The organism is Williamsia soli, assembly GCF_017377795.1.
GTDB classification, from domain to species: domain Bacteria; phylum Actinomycetota; class Actinomycetes; order Mycobacteriales; family Mycobacteriaceae; genus Williamsia; species Williamsia soli.
Genome location: NZ_JAFRDR010000004.1, coordinates 68,130 through 87,071 on the forward strand (window position 1 = coordinate 68,130; position 18,942 = coordinate 87,071).

The 18,942-nt window shown below is 66.5% G+C and carries 19 protein-coding genes and 1 pseudogene; 12 read left to right on the forward strand and 8 right to left on the reverse strand.

The annotated features are described in order from the left end of the window. Positions 1 to 3 precede the first annotated feature (3 nt). Positions 4 to 813 (reverse strand): enoyl-CoA hydratase, encoded by an 810-nt coding sequence (locus J3S28_RS12265; RefSeq protein WP_207840964.1) that lies wholly within the window; start codon positions 811 to 813, stop codon positions 4 to 6. Positions 814 to 996: 183 nt separating this feature from the next. Between J3S28_RS12265 and J3S28_RS12270 the strand changes: the two genes are divergently transcribed. Further along, entirely contained in the window at positions 997 to 1,203 is a 207-nt protein-coding gene (locus tag J3S28_RS12270; RefSeq protein ID WP_084835068.1) for a PspC domain-containing protein, read from the forward strand. On the opposite strand, the gene J3S28_RS12275 is transcribed toward J3S28_RS12270, so the two are convergent. The 4 genes from J3S28_RS12275 to J3S28_RS12290 form a co-directional block, all read right to left on the reverse strand. Then, the gene (locus J3S28_RS12275; protein ID WP_207840966.1) at positions 1,204 to 1,917 is read right to left on the reverse strand and encodes a lysoplasmalogenase; all 714 of its coding nucleotides are present in this window, start codon (positions 1,915 to 1,917) and stop codon (positions 1,204 to 1,206) included. It lies immediately after the preceding gene. A gap of 7 nt (positions 1,918 to 1,924) precedes the next feature. Beyond that, positions 1,925 to 3,106: a lipase family protein gene (locus J3S28_RS12280; RefSeq protein WP_207840968.1), complete on the reverse strand. Its 1,182-nt coding sequence runs from the start codon at positions 3,104 to 3,106 to the stop codon at positions 1,925 to 1,927. A 32-nt stretch (positions 3,107 to 3,138) separates the two neighbouring features. Then, a complete protein-coding gene (locus J3S28_RS12285) occupies positions 3,139 to 4,017 on the reverse strand; it encodes a hypothetical protein (protein ID WP_207840970.1) in 879 nt (292 codons plus the stop codon). Positions 4,018 to 4,267: 250 nt separating this feature from the next. Continuing rightward, positions 4,268 to 4,999 (reverse strand): Rv1157c family protein, encoded by a 732-nt coding sequence (locus tag J3S28_RS12290; protein WP_237341513.1) that lies wholly within the window; start codon positions 4,997 to 4,999, stop codon positions 4,268 to 4,270. 350 nt (positions 5,000 to 5,349) lie between these two features. Here J3S28_RS12290 and J3S28_RS12295 point away from each other — a divergent pair, with 350 nt between their 5' ends. From J3S28_RS12295 to J3S28_RS12310, 4 genes are all read left to right on the forward strand, one after another. Further along, positions 5,350 to 6,381: a thiamine ABC transporter substrate-binding protein gene (locus J3S28_RS12295; protein ID WP_207840974.1), complete on the forward strand. Its 1,032-nt coding sequence runs from the start codon at positions 5,350 to 5,352 to the stop codon at positions 6,379 to 6,381. A 107-nt stretch (positions 6,382 to 6,488) separates the two neighbouring features. Further along, positions 6,489 to 8,030 carry an ABC transporter permease gene (locus J3S28_RS12300; RefSeq protein WP_237341514.1) on the forward strand — a complete coding sequence of 514 codons (1,542 nt, stop codon included), beginning with the start codon at positions 6,489 to 6,491 and terminating at the stop codon, positions 8,028 to 8,030. Continuing rightward, positions 8,030 to 9,067: an ABC transporter ATP-binding protein gene (locus J3S28_RS12305; protein WP_207840976.1), complete on the forward strand. Its 1,038-nt coding sequence runs from the start codon at positions 8,030 to 8,032 to the stop codon at positions 9,065 to 9,067. Before J3S28_RS12300 ends, J3S28_RS12305 begins: the two co-directional genes overlap by 1 nt. Beyond that, positions 9,060 to 9,452: a (deoxy)nucleoside triphosphate pyrophosphohydrolase gene (locus J3S28_RS12310; RefSeq protein ID WP_207840978.1), complete on the forward strand. Its 393-nt coding sequence runs from the start codon at positions 9,060 to 9,062 to the stop codon at positions 9,450 to 9,452. Before J3S28_RS12305 ends, J3S28_RS12310 begins: the two co-directional genes overlap by 8 nt. A 14-nt stretch (positions 9,453 to 9,466) precedes the next feature. Here the strand turns inward: J3S28_RS12310 and J3S28_RS12315 are convergent, their stop codons facing one another. Next, positions 9,467 to 9,649 (reverse strand): hypothetical protein, encoded by a 183-nt coding sequence (locus J3S28_RS12315; protein ID WP_207840980.1) that lies wholly within the window; start codon positions 9,647 to 9,649, stop codon positions 9,467 to 9,469. A gap of 229 nt (positions 9,650 to 9,878) precedes the next feature. Here J3S28_RS12315 and typA point away from each other — a divergent pair, with 229 nt between their 5' ends. The 6 genes and pseudogenes from typA to J3S28_RS12345 all read left to right on the forward strand — a co-directional run bounded on the left by typA (position 9,879) and on the right by J3S28_RS12345 (position 17,269). After that, the gene (gene typA / locus J3S28_RS12320; RefSeq protein ID WP_207840982.1) at positions 9,879 to 11,789 is read left to right on the forward strand and encodes a translational GTPase TypA; all 1,911 of its coding nucleotides are present in this window, start codon (positions 9,879 to 9,881) and stop codon (positions 11,787 to 11,789) included. A 132-nt stretch (positions 11,790 to 11,921) separates the two neighbouring features. Continuing rightward, on the forward strand, positions 11,922 to 13,847 hold the full coding sequence (locus J3S28_RS12325; protein WP_207841390.1) for an ABC transporter family substrate-binding protein: 1,926 nt from the start codon (positions 11,922 to 11,924) through the stop codon (positions 13,845 to 13,847). Between the two features lie 15 nt (positions 13,848 to 13,862). Next, positions 13,863 to 14,735, forward strand: a complete 873-nt coding sequence (mshB, locus tag J3S28_RS12330) for an N-acetyl-1-D-myo-inositol-2-amino-2-deoxy-alpha-D-glucopyranoside deacetylase (RefSeq protein WP_207840984.1) — start codon at positions 13,863 to 13,865, stop codon at positions 14,733 to 14,735. Then, positions 14,735 to 15,133, forward strand: coding sequence for a facilitated glucose transporter (locus J3S28_RS12335; protein ID WP_207840986.1), 399 nt, complete (start codon positions 14,735 to 14,737; stop codon positions 15,131 to 15,133). The genes mshB and J3S28_RS12335 overlap by 1 nt, the downstream gene beginning before the upstream one ends. A gap of 25 nt (positions 15,134 to 15,158) precedes the next feature. Beyond that, positions 15,159 to 16,475 (forward strand): annotated as a pseudogene (gene cofG, locus J3S28_RS12340) (7,8-didemethyl-8-hydroxy-5-deazariboflavin synthase CofG); the annotation flags it as partial. Positions 16,476 to 16,513: 38 nt separating this feature from the next. Beyond that, positions 16,514 to 17,269, forward strand: a complete 756-nt coding sequence (locus J3S28_RS12345; RefSeq protein ID WP_207840990.1) for a hypothetical protein — start codon at positions 16,514 to 16,516, stop codon at positions 17,267 to 17,269. Between the two features lie 24 nt (positions 17,270 to 17,293). Here the strand turns inward: J3S28_RS12345 and J3S28_RS12350 are convergent, their stop codons facing one another. Together J3S28_RS12350 and J3S28_RS12355 are read right to left on the reverse strand one after the other, a co-directional pair. Further along, on the reverse strand, positions 17,294 to 17,674 hold the full coding sequence (locus J3S28_RS12350) for a rhodanese-like domain-containing protein (RefSeq protein WP_207840992.1): 381 nt from the start codon (positions 17,672 to 17,674) through the stop codon (positions 17,294 to 17,296). Beyond that, positions 17,671 to 18,246: a cysteine dioxygenase gene (locus tag J3S28_RS12355; protein WP_207840994.1), complete on the reverse strand. Its 576-nt coding sequence runs from the start codon at positions 18,244 to 18,246 to the stop codon at positions 17,671 to 17,673. The genes J3S28_RS12350 and J3S28_RS12355 overlap by 4 nt, the downstream gene beginning before the upstream one ends. A gap of 368 nt (positions 18,247 to 18,614) precedes the next feature. On the opposite strand from J3S28_RS12355, the gene fdxA reads away from it, so the two are divergent. After that, the gene (gene fdxA, locus J3S28_RS12360; protein ID WP_084892184.1) at positions 18,615 to 18,941 is read left to right on the forward strand and encodes a ferredoxin; all 327 of its coding nucleotides are present in this window, start codon (positions 18,615 to 18,617) and stop codon (positions 18,939 to 18,941) included. Position 18,942: the final 1 nt, after the last annotated feature.

Below are 18,942 nucleotides of genomic sequence, written 5' to 3' on the forward strand. Positions count from 1 at the left end.
CCGCTACTTCGAGTCGGAGAAGTTCGGCGGCCGTCCCTCTGCGCGGGCGGCCGTCGCTTCCTGGAAGTTGTCGGTCAGGAGCCGGACGTACAGCTGGCCCATACCCTCGGCCTGGATGTGGGCGTCGAGGTTGGATGCCTGGATACCGGACCACAGGGTGCGTTTGGTGAGTTCGATACCCGGCCGCGACAACTCCGCGATCCTCGTCCCGATGCGGTAGGCCTCCGTCAGCAGATCGTCGTCGGGCACCGAACGGGAGACGAGCCCGATCCTGGCCGCCTCCTCGGCGGGCACGTCCCACCCGGTGAGCATCATCTCGGCCGCGTGCGAGGTGCCGACCGCGCGCGGAAGCAGAAAGCTCAGGCCGAGTTCGCTGGCGGTGAGTCCGTTGTTGATCCCGGCGGCCCGGAAGTAGGCGCTCGACCCCGCGATCCGGATGTCGCAGGCCAGCGCGAGACACAGCCCGCCGCCGATCGCGGCGCCGTTGACCGCTGCGATGACCGGTTGATGCATCGCCCGCAGTGCGCCGAGGGCATCGTCGAGCATCTCCATGGACCGCAGGGCGATCGTCGGCGCGGTCAGTCCGTCGATGTGTGGGATCTTTCCAGCCGACTTCTGATCGGCGCCGGAACAGAACCCGGGCCCGGCGCCGGTGATGACCACGGCGCGGATGTCGTTGTCGCGGCTGATCTGCTCGAGCGTCTCCTTGAACGGAATCATGACGTCAAATGCCATGGCATTCATACGTTCTGGACGGTTGAGAGTCACCAGGGCGACGTGCGGACGGGGGTGATCGACCTCGACGAAAGACATGTGGCCATCGTGGCATGCGTCCGAATCCCTGAGGCGCGGATCAGGGAAAACCGGCATCGAGGTCAGGGCAGGGGACGCCGAAGATCAGGGTCGTTCCCCGATGCCGCCGAGGCCATCTGATCCCTACCGTGAATGTGGTGAGGCGGGAGACGATTTCCGCCCCGTCGACGAGAGGTTGATGTGATGGACAAGTTGGTTCGGGTTTCCCAGGGCCGGATGCTGGGTGGCGTGTGCACGGGTATAGCGCGGCGGTACGGATGGGATGTGAATCTGGTGCGCGTGGCGTTCATCGCCTCGTGTCTGCTGCCTGGTCCGCAGTTCGTGCTTTATCTCGCCCTGTGGCTCGTGATCCCGATGGACAAGGGGCACGTGAACACGGTCGCCGCCTGATCAGTGGGAGCCGGCGCGGCGACTCAGCGCGTCCATGCCGTCGAGCAACAGCATCTGCGCCACAAAATAGGTGGAGAGCACCGTGGCCTCGGCAAGGGCGCGGGGGAGCGGGCCGCGCAGTAGGTACCGCCGATTCATCAGGGTCGCATCCGATGCCATGAAGACGACGCCGCCCGCCGCCAGCAGGCGGGTCGGGTCGGTGCTCGAACCACGCAGGAGAACCGGGTCGGCGGCGGTGGCCGCCATCGTCGCCAAGGTGCCACCATAGATTCCCAGGACCGGCAGCATGCGCGGCTGATGCAGGATCAGCAGGGCTGCAACCTCGTTCATGACGGCGAAACGGGGGAGTAGGCGACGATTCGTCGGGCGGCCGCCGTGCCGGGCCAGCAACCCCAGATAGGCGAGGTGTGCAAGGCCGAACATCGAAGCGCCCGTCTGCAGTGCTCGGTCTTTCTCCGGTCCGGTCGCGAACTCTTCGCGATACATGAAGTAGTCGCCGGCCGCCGATGCGCCGACAGCCAGTGCGAGCAAGGCGTTGTCGGGTGCGTTGCGACCGAGGGTGCCGCGTGCCAGCGTGAGCGCCAGCATCGCGAGGGCCGCGGGCTTGGCCGCCGCGACGCCCGGTTGCCAGCGCAGCGCGCCGGCTACCGAGACCGCGACAGTGGCCGCGACGAACATCTTCCGTTCCGGCAGTTTCCAACCGGGAAGACCCATCTCGGCGTCAGCCGCCCAGGATCTTCGAAATGAAGGCGGTGGCGTCGGGCAGGGCCGCTGCCGATGTGCCCGGACCGTCGACCGGGTAGGTCCGGATTGTTGCGGTGCGGTCGGTGGCCTGCACCCGATTCAGGAAGTCGAGTGTGTACGGCAGCACCACAGTGGTGTCGAGTAGGCCCTGGCCGACGAACACCGGCTTGGCGAATCCGCTGTCTGGTACACCCAGGTACGCCTCGACGATCGGCCTGAGGTTGGGGATCGACGCCACCGGCTTCGTGAACAGCTCGTTCAAACTGGTTCCGGCAACTGCCCTCTGGAGTTCGGCCGAGCAGACCTTGACGGCCTTGTCGGTGAGTGCGCGACCCTCGGGGCTGAGGTAGGAGTCGAGGTTGAGCTCAGGGTGCGAGGCCCGGATCCCGGCCACGGCGTACAGCACCTCTGCGGTCAGATCGGTGGGCAAAGGCACCGGGATGAACCCGGGGCCTGCGTTCAGGACGAGGGCACCGAGGTCGGCCGGGACGCTGGTGACCGTCGCACCGCGGAAATCGAGGTCAGGGCCCTGTAGCTTCACGGCGTTGCGGGCGGTCGCGAGTGCGGCGGTGGCACCACTGCCGTTGCCGTTGACAGCCCATTTGGCGGACAGGTCCGGAGCGATGTCGTGTGCTGCCTTGACGGCGTCGATGATGTTGTCCGACTTGATCGTCGTCTGCAGATCGGGCAACTTGCCCTCTGTACCGAGCCCGGCGTAGTCCGACGCAACGATCGCGTAGCCCTTCTTCAGCCACGGCGTGATGTCGTTCCACCGCGCTGCCGACTCCGTCTTCCCCGACCACGACGGAGCGCATTTGTCGGCGAGGCCGACCGTGTCGTGGGCCCAGGCAACCACAGGCCAACCCCCTTCGGGGGCATCGCCGTTCGGCAGATAAATTGCGGCGCTGCTGAGTTCGGTGCGGTCCGCGGCGGCGTTGGTCCAGTAGGTGAATCGGTTGGCTGATCCCGCCCCGGTGACCCACCGATCATCCGGTAGACCGATGTTTGCGTATACCTTGCCCGCGGTGCCGCCGGTCGGCACGGGTGCGGCAGCAGCCGTCCCGGCGCCCAGCCCGCTCGCCACCACGGCGGCAAGTGCCGTCGCGGTCAGCCCACACGTTCCGATACGTTGCAGTGCTTGTTTGTGAACACTTTTCATGATGTCTCCTACGAAGGTCCGCGCTGAGCGGACTAAGCCTGCGTGATCCCGATCATCGGGAGGAAGAAGCAACTGCGGTTGCCGTTTTCGACGGTGCCGAAAACTGCAGACAGCACGGTGCCGTTGCCTGTCTTGACCGGCGCCAGACGCGACCCGGGCACGCTGAGGCGATTGGCGAACGTCGTGAGCGCTGCTTTGATCTGTCCCTTGAAGGGGTTGTTGTCGGGAACCTTCTTCATCCAGATGTCGACCAGGGTGGTCCCGACCGGTGCCATGTCCGCGAAGCCGCCCTGCAGCGTGTTGACGTTGAACCACGCAACCTGCATCCCGCTGGCGGTGCCGTCCTTGGTGATTCCGGACGGGACGAAACCGAAGAGAGTCTCACCATCTTTGACCAGGTTGGCATCGATGGCCGCGGGAAGTTTCAATCCGGGGAGGAAGAACGGGCCGGGTACGGCTCCACCGACCGCAGGTAGTAGACCGAAGGGGTTGTCCGGTGTCGGTTCGGTGCAGTTGAACGCCACCGACGGGTTGATGAAGCTCTGGATTCCCAACTGACGAAGCGCCGAGTTTGCCTCTGCGAGCAGGGTGAGTACGTCGGTGGGGGACGCCGCGGGCGTTGCTGTGGGCGCTGCCACCTCGGTCTTGGACAGCGTCGTGGTCGACAGCTGTGAGCCGACGCCGAGTATCGCTTTGGCGGCCGCCAGCGCTTCCGGATCGACACGGGTCTTCTGAAGCTGCGCGATGGCTGCGGACAAGGCCTTGTTGTCAGGGACGCTCGTGGGTGCAGTCAGGGTCAGATCGGCCGGCGGAACCGGGGCGGCCACTGCGAGTGCCGGCGACATCAGGGCTGCTGAGGCCGCGATCGCGAGCGCTACGACACCACGACGGATCAGCGGTTGGTTCGGCATGGTTCTCCTTGAACAGATGAAACCGGCCCATTTGTTACGGATGTGACAGATGTGGCCAATGTTGCGGTTGTTAAAGCCAACCATGTGATTCGCGTAGATGGCAAGCGGCGAGGCCTACCTGTGACAGAACTGCGACCCAACCGCATTTCTGCTGTGGTTCAACGAATCTGGAGAGTGCGACGGCATTCACCCCAGACAGCAGAACAGGCGCCGACCTGGTGGTCGGCGCCTGCTGCTGTGGTGTCTGCGATCAGATGATTGCGAGCCCTACCGTCGGAATGATGGTGCAGCTGACCGTCTTGCCCTCGGTCTTGGTGGTCACGTTGCCGTAGATCGCCGAGATGACCCGCCCCTGGCCGGTTTTCGCGATGGTGGTGAACGTGCCGGGGCCCTCGGCGACGTTGATCTTCTCGTTGCGCTGGAGGCTTTGCTGGCCGCTCTTGCCGGTGTCGACGTTGATCCACGCGACAGTGAGCGGCGCGGCGTTGTTGTTCAGTGCCGGGCCGGTGCCGAGGCTGGTGTAGACGAATCCGGCCTCACCTCTGCCGGGGCCCGGCGCGGGGGCCTTTTGCGGGCCTGCGGTGGCCAGCGCGGTGCCCACCGAGTTGCCGCCGGGGATACATCCCTGGCCGAGCGTGGGGTACAGGAATTGCTGGATGACCGGAGCGCCGTTGCCGGTGGGGATGGCGGGGCCGCCACCGCCCGTGCCCTCGAGAAAGCTGATGACCTTGTTCCAGATCTCGGCGAGATCCGGCGGCAAACCGGAGTCGGCCGCGAGTGTCTTGGCATTGGCCACGAGGTCGGCGTTGACCTTGCCGTCGGGACCCGGGGTTGCGGCGGAGCCGATGATCGCCGGTACGAAGGCGCCCAGCGACTGCAGGGTCGCGTCATCGATCTTCGGAGCGGGGGGTGCGGTCGGTTCGGCAGAGGCGGTCGCCGGCAGTGCCAGCGCTGCGCAGGCTGCTATCGCCACAGCCGCCATCGTCCGGCGGGCGGTGCGCCCAGCACTGAAACGCCCGCGGTCGCGACCTGTCAGCTCACTCAGTAGCACTGTTCTTGGTGTCCCATCTTGCGTTGGTGACCCGCTGTCGCAGGTGCCTGTGTTCTGTATCGCCGTGCTGACGGTAACCGTTCCGTGACCCTGCCGCCAACAGTGCGGCCGACTTGTCATCCCGGTTCAGCCGACGATTCGTTCCGCCCCGGGACCATAGCCTGTTACTGATGAGGCCCCTGGTGCTGGTGATGCAATTGTGATGTCACATTTCGACTTCGGGTCACCTCGCCCGTGCTGGTTAGATCAACACGAGAAGAAAACCGCTATCTGGAGGCACCATGCGTCGAAGAGTCCATATTGCGGCAGTCCTGATCGCTGCGGCGGTCGGTGCCACTGCCCTGAGCGCCTGCGGCGATTCGGGGTCCGACGACGAAGTGGTGCTGCTCACACACGACTCCTTCGCCCTGCCAGAAGAGTTGCTGACCTCGTTCGAGGACCAGACCGGGCTGACGTTGAAGGTCGTGAAGGAGTCCGATGCCGGTCAGCTGTCGTCCTCGATTGCGCTGACGGCGGGATCTCCGCGTGGCGACGTCGTCTACGGCATCGACAACACCTTTGCCTCGCGGGTGCTCGATGCGGACGCCCTGGAGCCTTACACGAGTCCCGACAATGGTCTCGGACCGAACGAGCACGCTTTGCCCGAACCCAACCGTCTCACCGCGATCGACCGCGGAGATGTCTGCGTGAACGTGGACAGCGACTGGTTCGCACAGCGAGGACAGCAACCTCCACAGAACTTCGCCGATCTCGCCGACCCCCGCTACAAGGGTCTGACCGTGGTTCTCGACCCCGCGACGTCGTCGCCGGGGATGGCATTTCTACTCGCTACCATCGCCGCGTATCCGAGCTCGACCGCAGGCGGCTGGGAGGGTTACTGGCAGCAGCTGCGCGACAACGACGTCGCGGTCGCTCCCGGGTGGTCGGAGGCGTACAACCAGGAGTTCACCGCGGGTGAGGGCAAGGGATCCAAGCCCGTCGTGGTCTCCTACGCCTCGTCGCCCGCCTACCTGCCGACGACGAAGGCCTTGCTGAACACCTGCTTTGAACAGACGGAATACGCGGGAGTGCTGCGCGGCGCCGAGAACGTCGAGGGTGGGCACAAGGTGGTGGACTTCCTGCTGAGCGAACCCGTGCAGGCGGCACTGCCCGAATCGATGTACGTCTATCCAGTGCGGACCGGTACGCCGCTGCCCGCTGAATGGGCGCAGTACGCACCCGAACCCGAGTTCGTGGCCTCCATGCCTGCCGACGTCATCGCGGGCAACCGGGAGGCGTGGCAGCAGGAGTGGCGCACCGTCATGGGTCGCTGACCGAGGTGACGGCAGGCCAGCTCCACGAGGGCCGACCCCTGCTTCGACGTCCCCGCGGTTCCCGGCTGGCGCTGCTGGGCGCCCTACCCTTGTTGTTCGTTGCGGTCATGTTCGGCTGGCCGTTGCTGGCGCTCGCGGTGCGCGCCTTCGGCGACGGTGAGAGCGCCGATCTGCCGCAACTGCTCTCCGACGCGAATGCGGCGGACCTCCTGTGGTTCACGATCGCGCAGGCCGCGGCGTCCACCGCCGCCACCCTGGTCGTCGGCCTCCCGGTGGCCTGGGTCCTGGCGACCTATGAACTGCCCGGCGCGCTGGCGTTGCGGGTGATCGTCACCATTCCCTTTGTGCTGCCGACTGTCGTCGTCGGTGTGGCCTTCTCCGTGCTGCTCGGGGACCGCGGGCCGCTGGGATGGCTGGGGATCGGCGCTTCCCTCTGGGCGATCATCCTGGCGCACATGTTCTTCAACGTCGCGGTGGTGGTTCGGACCGTCGGATCGGTGTGGGCTCAGATCGACCCGCGCGCCGAGCAGGCAGCCCGGACCCTGGGCGCGAACCGGTGGCGCGTGCTCCGGACGGTGACGCTGCCTGCGCTCGCTCCCGCGATCGCGTCGGCCGCTTCGGTGGTGTTCCTGTTCTGTGCCACCAGTTTCGGTGTGGTGCTCATCCTCGGCGCCGGTCGGTACAACACCCTGGAGACCGAGATCTACCGTCAGGCCATCGGCTTCTTCAAATTGCCTGCTGCCGTGGCGTTGTCGATGGTGCAGATCGTTGTCGTCGCGGTGGTGGTGACGATCAGCGCAGTGCTGGGTCGCCGCGCACGGGCGGTCGGGGCGCCGCGCCGGCGTCGCAGGCCGCATGGGCGCCACTGGGTGCCGATCATCGCGATAGTCACGGTGGCCCTGCTGATCCTGATCGCGCCGCTGGCCGTCTTGCTCTGGCGTTCGGTACGGCCCACCGTCGGTGGCAGCTGGAATCTCGATGGTTACCGAGCCCTGTTCGACTCGGTGAACGGTCAGACGCCGTGGCAGAGCATGCAATATTCGCTGATCAGCGCGACATGGGCCATGGTCATCGCGATGGTGCTCGGGCTACTCGGTGCCCTCGCCCTCGCCCGCGCCCGCGGGGTGCTGGCGGGCGCGGCGACCGTGGTCGCGATGCTTCCGCTGGGCGTCAGCGCCGTCACGGTCGGGCTCGGGTACTTGGTGATCCTGACGGGGATGCCCCGCGAGATCAGCACCTCCCCGGCCATCGTCCCGGCCGTACAGGCATTGATCGCCTGCCCGTTGGTGATCCGGATCCTGCTCCCCGCGATGGGTCTGGTCGATGACCGGCTGCGGCAGGCGACGGCCACCCTCGGCGCCAGACCGTTGCGGGTGTGGTGGACTGTCGACCTTCCGGTCATCAAACGTGCTCTCTGTGCCGCAGCCGGTTTCGCGTTCGTCATCGCCATCGGTGAGTTCGGGGCCACCAGTTTCGTCGCCCGGCCCGACACCACCACGGTGCCGGTGCTGATCGGCTCGTCGTTGGCAAGACCCGGTTCGGGCAACTTCGCGACCGCGATGGCGTGCTCGGTGATGATGCTGGTCGTCACCGCCGCGGTGGTCGCTCTGATCGAAGTCGTCCGCAAAGATGAGGGGGGGGAGTTCTGATGCTCGAGTTGTCCTCTGTGACGGTCGGTTACCGCTCAGAGATGGTGCTCACCGAACTCGATCTCGCGATCGGCACCTCTGGCGCGGCGATCACCGCATTGCTCGGCCCGTCGGGATGCGGAAAGTCCACGCTGATCCGCGCGATTGCCGGACTCGAACCGCTGTCCGGTGGAGCCATCACGTTCGACGGCACAGACCTGGCGCCGGTCCCCGTGCACCGCCGCGACTTCGGGGTCGTCTTCCAGGATGGTCAACTCCTGCCGGGCAGGACCGTCGCCGACAACGTCGCATACGGGCTGCGGGTGCGACGTCGGCCGAAACGCGAGGTTGCCGAGCGGGTCGCCGAACTGCTGGACCTCGTCGACCTCGCCGGGTTCGGGTCCCGGAAGGTCGCCGAATTGTCGGGCGGCCAACAGCAGCGGGTTGCCCTTGCCCGTGCGCTCGCACCGCGACCACGGTTGCTGCTCCTGGACGAACCGCTCTCGGCACTCGACCGGCAACTGCGCGAACGACTGGCGCTGCAGATCACGGAGGTCATCGCCGCCACCGCGACCCCGACGATCGTGGTGACGCACGACCACACCGAGGCGGCGATGATGGCCGACCGGATCGCGGTCATGGAAGCGGGTCGCATCATCCAGGACGATGTTCCGGAAAAGCTTTGGCGAACACCGAGAACCGAGAGCGTCGCGCGGTTCATCGGCTGCACCACCCTGTGCGACGGGGTCGTCCGTCGGGGAGTGCTCGCCAGTCCGCTCGGGTCGGTGCCGATCGATCTGCCCGACGGGCCGGTGCGACTCGGCCTGCGGCCCGAGGCGGTGATCGCCGGTCCGGTCGGCAGCGGCCGCCCGGTCGGGCGCGCGGTGCATGTCGCGTCGCTGCCCGATGGAGTCCGGGTGCGCCTGTCGATTGCGGATATCGAACTCGACGCAGTGAGCGACATCCGGGTGGCGGTCGGTGACGACGTGGGTATCACCCTCGATCCCAACAGGATCGCGATCATCGCCGAACCCCAGCAGACGGCCCACCATGCGTGAGGTGGTTGCCGGCGCGGTGATCGTCGACGGCCGGCTGTTGCTCGCGCAGCGCAGTTATCCAGCTGAGGTCGCGGGTTTGTGGGAGCTTCCCGGCGGCAAAGTCGAAGCGGGGGAGTCGCGCCGCCGCGCGCTCGAACGTGAGCTCGCCGAAGAGCTCGGGCTCGAGGTGGTTGCCGGCGAGCAGATCGGAGCCGAGGTACCACTGCGAGAGGGTCTGGTGCTAGTGGCGATCGCCGCAACACTCGTCGCCGGTGATCCACGGCCGACCGAGCACAGCGCCATCTGTTGGGTGGACGCGGACGACCTCCGGCGGCTGGTAGCCGATGGTGAGCTGGTTCCCGCCGATGCGGTCTGGCTCGACGATCTGGCCGGCTTGCTCACCTAGCCATCTGCAGAGGCTCAGGCGGCGCGGGCGCGGACCTTCTTCAACGCTTTTCCGAGTTCTTTCTCGGACAGACCCTGACCGGAGAGCTTCTGCATCTTGTGGATCACCACGGGGCAGCGCACGCAACGGGTGGAGCTGCGGCAGCACTTCTTCTTGGGCTTGAGTCCACACACTTTGGACGCCTTCTTCTTGCCCACGTACCTGCCTTTTCGTCCGGGTTCTCCGCTGATTCGTCTGCTTTGCCTGGTGAAAGTGAGGTTAGCATCACCTTGATTTGCCTCGGGTTTCGGCTGTGACGGCGCTCTCATCGGCCGATTCGGTTCAGCGCCGCTTCGCTGCCCGAACAGTGCACGCGATACCCTGTTAGAGGTCTGAGCAACTTGCTCGACAGTTTTGACATGCCCACTTCACGTCCGGAGAACTTCAGTGACTGCTGCCCCCAATTTCCGCAACGTCGCGATCGTTGCGCACGTCGACCACGGGAAAACCACCCTGGTTGATGCGATGCTGCGGCAATCGGGCGTTTTCGAGGAACGCGCCGAACTCGTCGACCGCGTCATGGACTCCGGTGACCTCGAGCGGGAAAAAGGCATCACGATCCTCGCCAAGAACACCGCTGTGCACCGTCGTCAGCCCGACGGCACCGAGGTCATCATCAACGTCATCGACACCCCGGGCCACGCCGACTTCGGTGGCGAGGTCGAGCGCGGCCTGTCGATGGTCGACGGCGTCGTCCTGCTCGTCGACGCGTCCGAGGGCCCGCTGCCCCAGACCCGCTTCGTGCTCCGCAAGGCCCTCGCCGCCTCGCTCCCCGTGATCCTGCTGGTGAACAAGACCGACCGCCCCGACGCTCGTATCGCCGAGGTCGTCGAGGAGAGCCACGACCTGTTGCTCGACCTCGCATCGGACGTCGACGACGAAGCCGCCGAGGCCGCCGAACTGGCCCTCGACCTTCCGGTCCTCTATGCCTCGGGTCGCGCCGGGATCGCCAGCACCAAGGCGCCCGAGAACGGCAACGTTCCCGACGGTGAGAACCTCGACGCCCTGTTCGACGTCCTGCTGTCCTATGTCCCTGCCCCCAAGGGCGACCTCGATGCGCCCCTGCAGGCCCACGTCACCAACCTCGACGCGTCCGCGTTCCTCGGTCGTCTCGCACTGGTCCGCCTGTACGCCGGCTCGCTGAAGAAGGGCCAGACCGTGGCCTGGCTGCGTGAGGTCAACGGTGAGCCCGTCACCGAGCGCGCCAAGATCACCGAGCTGCTGATCACTGTCGGCGTCGAGCGGACGCCCGGCGAGATCGCTGTCGCCGGCGACATCGTGGCCGTGGCCGGTATGCCCGACATCATGATCGGCGACACCCTCGCCGACGTCGATCATCCGATCGCGCTGCCCCGGATCACGGTCGACGAGCCTGCCATCTCGGTGACGATCGGTACCAACACCTCGCCCCTCGTCGGACGGGTCAAGGGCCACAAGCTCACCTCCCGCATGGTCAAGGACCGCCTCGACAGCGAACTGATCGGTAACGTCTCGCTGCGTGTCCTGGACATCGGCCGGCCCGATGCCTGGGAGGTCCAGGGGCGTGGCGAGCTCGCGTTGGCCATCCTCGTCGAGCAGATGCGCCGCGAAGGCTTCGAGCTGACCGTCGGCAAGCCCCAGGTGGTCACCAAGCAGGTCGACGGCAAGCTCCACGAGCCGTTCGAGCACCTGACCATCGACGTCCCCGAGGAGTACCTCGGTGCGGTCACGCAGCTGCTGGCCGCCAGGAAGGGTCGCATGGGCGACATGACGAACCACGGCAGTGGCTGGGTCCGCATGGAGTTCATCGTGCCCTCGCGCGGCCTGATCGGATTCCGTACCGATTTCCTCACCGAGACCCGCGGCACCGGCATCGCCAACGCGGTGTTCGACGGCTATGCGCCATGGGCCGGCGAGATCCGCGCCCGCCACACCGGGTCGCTGGTGTCCGACCGCGCCGGAACGGTCACCCCGTTCGCCATGATCCAGCTGGCCGATCGCGGAACCTTCTTCGTCGAGCCGGGCGCGGATACCTATGAGGGCATGGTCGTGGGCATCAACCCACGCATGGAAGACCTCGACATCAACGTCACCAAGGAGAAGAAGCTGACCAACATGCGTCAGTCCTCCGCCGACGTGATGGAGACCCTCGCCAAGCCCATCAAGCTCGAGCTCGAAGCGGCTATGGAGTTCTGTACCGACGACGAATGCGTCGAGGTCACCCCTGAGGTGGTCCGGGTGCGCAAGGTCAACCTCGACTCCAACACCCGCGCCCGCGAGCGGTCGAAGACCAAGGCTCGCAACCAAAGCGTCGGCTGATCTGCGGTGTCCCCGGGGCGGCGACGCCCCGGGGACGCCTTCGGGTAGAAAGGTCGCCAGCCCTGACGGGTGAACCGGGCCGCGGCGGCAACGGGTAGGACAGGGGAAAGCGGGCAATTGGGCAAACGATGGATTTTCGCGCTGACGTTGTCATGCCTGCTCGTCGTCACCGGCTGCGTCGCGGATCCGCCGCCCCCCGTGCAGCAGACCAATTCGGTGCCGCCTGAACCTGCCGAACCGTCCGGGCAGGTCCTCTACGTGGCGACCGACTCGATTGGTATCGGGTTCAACCCGCATCTCGCCGCGGATCAGTCCGCGGTGACCACAGCGGTCGCCGCGATGACCTTGCCCAGTTCGTTCCGGCCCGTGAACGAGGGCGGTCGCGTGGTGTGGACGATGGACAGTGCGCTGCTGACCAGCGCAGACGTATCCAGCACGGCGCCGTTCACCGTCACCTATCGCATCCACGAAGATGCGCAGTGGTCGGACGGCCTGCCGATCACCGCGGAAGACTTCATCTACCTCTGGCAGCAGATGGGCCGCCAACCCAATGTGACGGCTCCGGCCGGCTATCGCCTCATCACCGACGTCCGCAGTGGCGCAGGAGGTAAAGAGGTCACGGCCACGTTCGCTGCGCCCTACCCGGCGTGGCGCGAACTGTTCAATGATCTGCTGCCCTCGCACGTCCTCAAAGGCGCACCCGGCGGTTTCCAATCCGGCATGGACAGCGGCTTCCCGGCCTCGGGTGGTCCGTTCACCATCAGCGGCATCGATCACAGCCGAGACGAGGTTCGGCTCATCCGCAACGACAGGTTCTGGCTCACCCCGGCGCTGCTCGACCGGATGACCTTACGACGCGCCGGTACCACCAGTCAGCTCGCCGACTCGATGCGTTCGGGCGACACCAGGGTGGCCGCGGTCAGCGGCGGACCCGCCCTCGCCGCCAACCTCGGAAGCATCGGCGGCGTGCAGACAGGGAACGTCCCGCAATCGCGCACGCTCGGTGTCACGGTCAACACTCGGACCGAGTCGATGTCGAACTTCGATCTCCGGCGCGCAGTCCTGGCGTCGATCGACACCCGGCTCGTCACCTTCGCAGGGGCCGACGACACCGAGGTGTTGCCCGCCGAGAACTCGGTGTACGCGCCGTCCGATCCGGGTTACTACCCGGTGCCCCGACCCACTGTGACGCCTGAACAGATCGAGCAATGGCTGACGTCGGCGGGATACCAGCGGGGTCCGGTGGAGCCCGCTCCCACCCCCGCGCAGAGCACTCCGGGCGCAGCGACCACCACAACCACGAACGAGGCGCCTGCGTCAGGCGAAGAGGGCACGGCCGGATCGGAGAACAGCAGTCTGCCTCCTCTTCCCGCGGGCGCGCAGGAGGTCGAGGAAAGTGGCGGCGACGCACTGATCGTCCGGGTGGCGTCGGTGACCGGTGACCCGCGGACCGGGGCAGCTGCAGCGAACATCGTCGATCAGCTGCGAAGGTCCGGCATCCGGGCCGAGGCCCTGACGCTGTCGACCGCGGAGTTGTACAGCTCCGCGCTCACCGGCCGCCGGGTCGACCTCGTCGTCGGCTGGAGTCGGGCGGGAGAGTCCCCGGCCACGGCGCTCGCCTCGAACACCGAATGCCTGAGCACCGAAGTGCCCGGGGTATCCGGGACACCGAGCGTCTCCCCAACCCCTACGACCGAGACTCCCACGACCGAGACACCGCAGACCGGTGCGCCCAAGTCGGAGACGACCCCGTCGCCATCCGGCTCAGAAGCTCCTGATTCCGAGCGCAGTGAGCCGCGATACACGAGCAACGTCTCCGGACTGTGCGACCCCGCACTGGAGAATCTCGCGACCCGCGCGATCTCCGAGGACGACCCCACGGACAACCTGCGGACGGCGCAGCGCCTGCTCGACGACCGGTCGGTCTACCTGCCCGTCTACCAGGACGTCTTGACGACCGCGGTCTCGCCACTGGTCACCGGAGCCGCGGTGACCGGCCCGGTGCAGACCGGTATCTTCGGTGGATCCGCGGCCTGGCAGCAGCAGACCGGTAACTGAAAGCGAATCGAGACGATGAACCGTTTGCTGCTCGTCCATGCCCATCCCGACGACGAGACCATCACCACCGGCGGCACCATCGCGAAGTATCTGGCCGCCGGCGCCGAGGTCACCGTGGTCACCTGCACCCTCGGAGAAGAAGGTGAGGTCATCGGGGCGCGATGGGGCGGCCTCGTGGCCGACGGAGGCGCCGATCAGCTCGGTGGCTACCGGATCGGCGAACTGACCGAGGCGCTGGTGGCGCTCAGCCCTGATCCGGCGAAACCGCTCGGACCGCATTATCTCGGCGGTGCCGGCCGGTGGCGCGATTCGGGCATGGCCGGCGCACCGTCGAACGACCATCCGCGCGCGTTCATCGGCGCAGGATCTCGGGCGCCCGCGCAGGTTCTCGCGGAGTTGATCGTCGAACTGCGCCCACAGGTGTTGGTCGGCTACGACCCGGTCGGCAGCTACGGGCATCCGGACCACATCCAGGTGCACGCGATCTGTGCCGAGGCGATCGACATCGCCGCCGCCGCCGACGACCCGTGGGCGGTGTCCAAGCACTACTGGACGGTCACCGAGGAGTCGGCGCTGTCCGACGGTCTGGCTTCTGCACAGACCCGCGTCCCTGCCGGCTGGCGGATGCCGGCGATCGGCGAACTGCCCAGCCATCGCGACGGCGAGATCACCACCGCCATCGACGTCCGAGAGGTCTACGACCGCAAGGTCCGGGCCCTGGCGGCGCACGCCACGCAGGTCACGGTGGCACCGTCGGGCACCGAATACGCGCTGTCGAACAACATCATTCAGCCCATCTTCGCGGAAGAACACTACATTCTGGTGGCCGGCGACCCCGGTCCGCTCGGCCCGGTAGGGCGGGAAACCGACCTTTTCGGAGGGTTGTGATGCAGGGCGAGGTGATGCGCAAGATCCTTCTCGGGTTCCTGTGGATCGATGGTCTTCTCGTCGGCATCCTCGGCGTCGCGTTCCTGCAACTGTCCATCGGTTCGGTGGCCTTCCCGATCAGCGCGCTGGCGGCGGGTCTCGCGAACTACGTGTTGCTGTGGTTCAGTGCGACCCTGACCGCGGGACCTGCGAAGTTCGGAGCGCTGGTCGCGTTCGCGGTGGCCTTCTTCGTCTCGGCTGCGGGCGGTCCCGGCGGCGATGCGGTGATCCCGCAGGACTGGCGCTCGTTCCTGCTGCTGGCCCTGGGCATCGCGGCACCGATGTTCGCGGGTTATGCGGGAGTGCTGCCTGCGCCGGAGACGGCGCCGGTGCACCCGACCACGGGTGGCGGGGAATGAACCGGCGACCAGGGAGCATTATCTGATGGTGACCTCCGAGACGACGCTGCTGCCCGATCCGGCCATGCCCGGGGCCGTGAACCCGTCCGATGAACCGCCCGAACCCGCAGAGGTGGCGCGCGCGCTCGACCGGGTGCGCGCCGGCGAATCGATCGACCTCGACGAGGCCACCGTCCTGCTCGGTGTGAGGGGGGACGATCTCGCCGCGCTGTGCACCTATGCGGGCCGGGTCCGCGATGCCGGACTCGAGGCCGAGGGGCGCGAAGGACAGATCAGTTACTCGCGCAAGGTGTTCATCCCGCTGACCACACTGTGCCGCGACCGCTGCCATTACTGCACCTTCGTCACCGTCCCCGGCAAGCTAGCCCGGGCGGGCCGAGGGATGTACCTGGAGATGGACGAGGTGCTCGACATTGCGCGCCGCGGCGCCGAGATGGGCTGCAAAGAGGCGCTTTTCACGCTGGGCGATCGTCCGGAGGATCGTTGGCCGGAGGCGCGGGCGTGGCTCGACGACCACGGGTACACATCGACTCTCGACTATGTCCGCGCCGCCTCGATCCGTGTGCTCGAAGAGACGGGGCTGCTGCCCCACCTCAACCCAGGTGTGATGACCAGTGATGAGCTGGCTTGGCTCAAACCCGTTGCCCCGTCGATGGGGATGATGCTCGAGACCACCGCCCGCAGGTTGTTCACCGACAAGGGCAATGCCCATTACGGAAGTCCGGACAAGGACCCCGAGGTCCGCAAACAGGTGCTCATCGACGCGGGCAAGAACTCGGTGCCGTTCACGACCGGAATCCTGGTGGGGATCGGGGAGAACCGGGCGGAGCGGGCTGACTCGCTGTTCGAGATGGCGAAGGTGCACAAGGAGTTCGGACATCTACAAGAGGTCATCGTGCAGAACTTCCGGGCGAAGCCCGACACCGCGATGCGTGGGGTCGCCGACGCGGAGTTCGACGAGTTCCTCGCCGCAGTCGCGGTGGCCCGACTCGTACTGGGGCCGCACATCCGGATCCAGGCCCCGCCGAATCTCGTGTCGCCTGAAGAATGTGCGTCGCTGGTCAGTGCCGGAGTGGATGACTGGGGCGGCGTGTCACCACTGACACCGGACCACGTCAATCCCGAGAGGCCGTGGCCCAACCTCGACGCGCTGGCGCAGATCACGGCGGGTACCGGCTACGTGCTGACCGAACGTGTTGCGGCGCAACCGAGATACGTGCTGACCGGTGAGCCCTGGATCGATCACCGGATCAGTGCGCACGTGCATGCGCTGGCAGATCCCAACACCGGATTGGCCGTGGACGTCAACCCGACCGGGGCGCCGTGGCACGAGAACGCAGAACCGGCCGCACCACTCACGTCGACGACAGAGGCCGGCTGATGCTGCTGCCCCCCGTTCGGGCCCTGGCCGACCGCGACGTCGCCACACTGCTGTACACCCTCACCGGTGTGATCGACCCGGCGCTCTCCGCGGTCGAGCATCTCGACCCGCTGGGTATCAAACGGCGCACCTTCGGGACCGTGGAACAGCAGGCGAACCAGGCGATGTCGTCCGAGGCGCTTGTCACCAAAGTCATCGGTGCCATTGATGATTCGCTGATCTGGGCGTCCGACAGCGCCGGTCTGCCCGGAACCGCGAAGTGGGCGGGGTGGACCGCAGAGGAGCGTCGGGACTGGTGGATCAAGCGGGTCGGCCCGATCAGCACCCTGGCAGTGGCGTACCCGGGTGTTTTCGGGGTCATCGCCGACCGGCTTCCGCTGCAGACCGTCATCGGCTTCGCGCAGCAGGCCGTACTGCTGTGCGCCGTTGCCCGCGCCTACGGAGTCGACGATCGCCATCGGCACGTGGACCTGCTCGCGCGCGTGCTCCTCAACCGAAACCTCGACTCGAAAGCCGTGCTCAGCAAACCTGCTACGCAGGAAGATGAGCATTCGTCCGCGGACCTCGCCCGTGGGGCCTGGAACGGGATCGGCAAGTCGCGCGCGATCCTCTCCGAACTGGCCCGGCGACCGTCCTCACGTCAGCCTTGGCGACTGCTCGGCGCGTTACCGATCGTCGGAGCGGCCGCCGACTACATCGGGGAGACCGGCGCACTGCGCCGCGCCGCGGACAACGCGGTGAAGAACATCCGCTGAGCGGATCACCGCTCAGCGGTCACGTCAGACCAGACCTGCCTGGACAAGTGCCTCGTAGCCGCCGATCACGTCGGTGGCGCGGTGCAGTCCGAGATTCTGCAGCGCGGCAGCGGCCAGGCTCGAGGTGTAACCCTGCGAGCACAGGATGATCCAGGCCACGTCGTGGTCCACGGCCTCGGGAATCCTGGCATCGGAGGTCGGATCGGCCCGCCACTCCAGGACGTTGCGCTCGATCACCAGCGCACCAGGGTGTTCGCCCTCCTCGGCGCGCTGGGCAGCGGGTCGAATATCCACGAGGACACCGCCATTCGCCAGTGCAGATGGAAGATCCTCAGCCGCGAGCCGGTCGAGACCGGCACGCGCTTCGAGGAGCACTTCGTCGATGCTCTTGGGTCGTGCGCTCACGCAGACCCTCCGTCGGTGAGCACTGTCTTCGTGCGTCGTAGCGATTGGCTGTCGGTGACTTCGTAGTAGGACATTGCGGTCAGCGGCGGCGAGTAGGCGTGGACGCTCAGGGTCGGCTCGCTCGTCACGACCCGACTCGGGCTACGGACGACGTCATGGACCCAGCCCAGCGGGAACGACGCCTGATCTCCTTCGTCGAGGGTACGGGCACGTAGCTGGCTCCCGGTCCAGCGATACTCGGTCAGAGCACCTGACAGCACGGTGAGGGCGCCGAGGGAACCGGCGTGATCGTGCAGGTCGGTGGACTCGTCTGGGGTCCAGCTGATCAGCCACACGTCGACGTCGTCGTCGTAGTGGAGGCGGGTGGCCCAGCGCTTCTCCCGGTCCCAGTACTTGGGTAGTACATCGTCGTGACGACCGTCGAGGACGTCCGATGCACCCTGATCGGTCAGCCGCAGCAGGTCCGCGGGACGCAGGCGCGTCGGCAGGTGATGGGTGGGCGACGGGGTGCGGCTGGACAGGTGCTGTGTCGGCGCGCTGACGGACGCGGGCCGCGAAAGGGTTGAGGTCATGTGAGGATGCTCCTGATGAATCGAGTGGTGTTGGTTGCCCGAGGTCAGCAACAACACATTCGGTTCCACAGGGGGGTCGGTCGCACAGTCACGGGACAGATACTGCCGTCGCTGAGGCGTCTCGCACAGGTTTAAGACCTGTCTGATTTGAAAGCAGTGGTCAGACGTCTGCTGGCGGAATCGATTGCGTTGACCTGGGGAGGCGTCCGCGCGACAGGGTGACCCGGGTTTTGACTTGGAATGCAGTACGCGGATACTGGGAGGCAACAAGCGGGCAGGCTGGGCGACCTTCAATCCACAAGGCATGCCCGCTTTCGAGCGCGTGCAGCCCACGCGTGAGTGAACTGTGATTGTGAGGAGGGTGGCCGGTGACCTATATCATCGCTGAACCTTGCGTTGATGTCCTGGACAAGGCCTGCGTCGAGGAGTGCCCTGTCGACTGCATCTATGAGGGTGGTCGGATGTTGTACATCCACCCCGACGAATGTGTCGACTGCGGTGCCTGCGAGCCGGTGTGTCCGGTCGAGGCCATCTTCTATGAAGATGATGTGCCCGACGAGTGGGCAGGTTATTACAACGCGAATGTCGATTTCTTCGACGACTTGGGATCTCCCGGTGGCGCCAGCAAGCTGGGCAAGGTCGACTACGACTCGCCGTTCGTCAAGGCCCTGCCCCCGATGAACACCGAGGACTGAC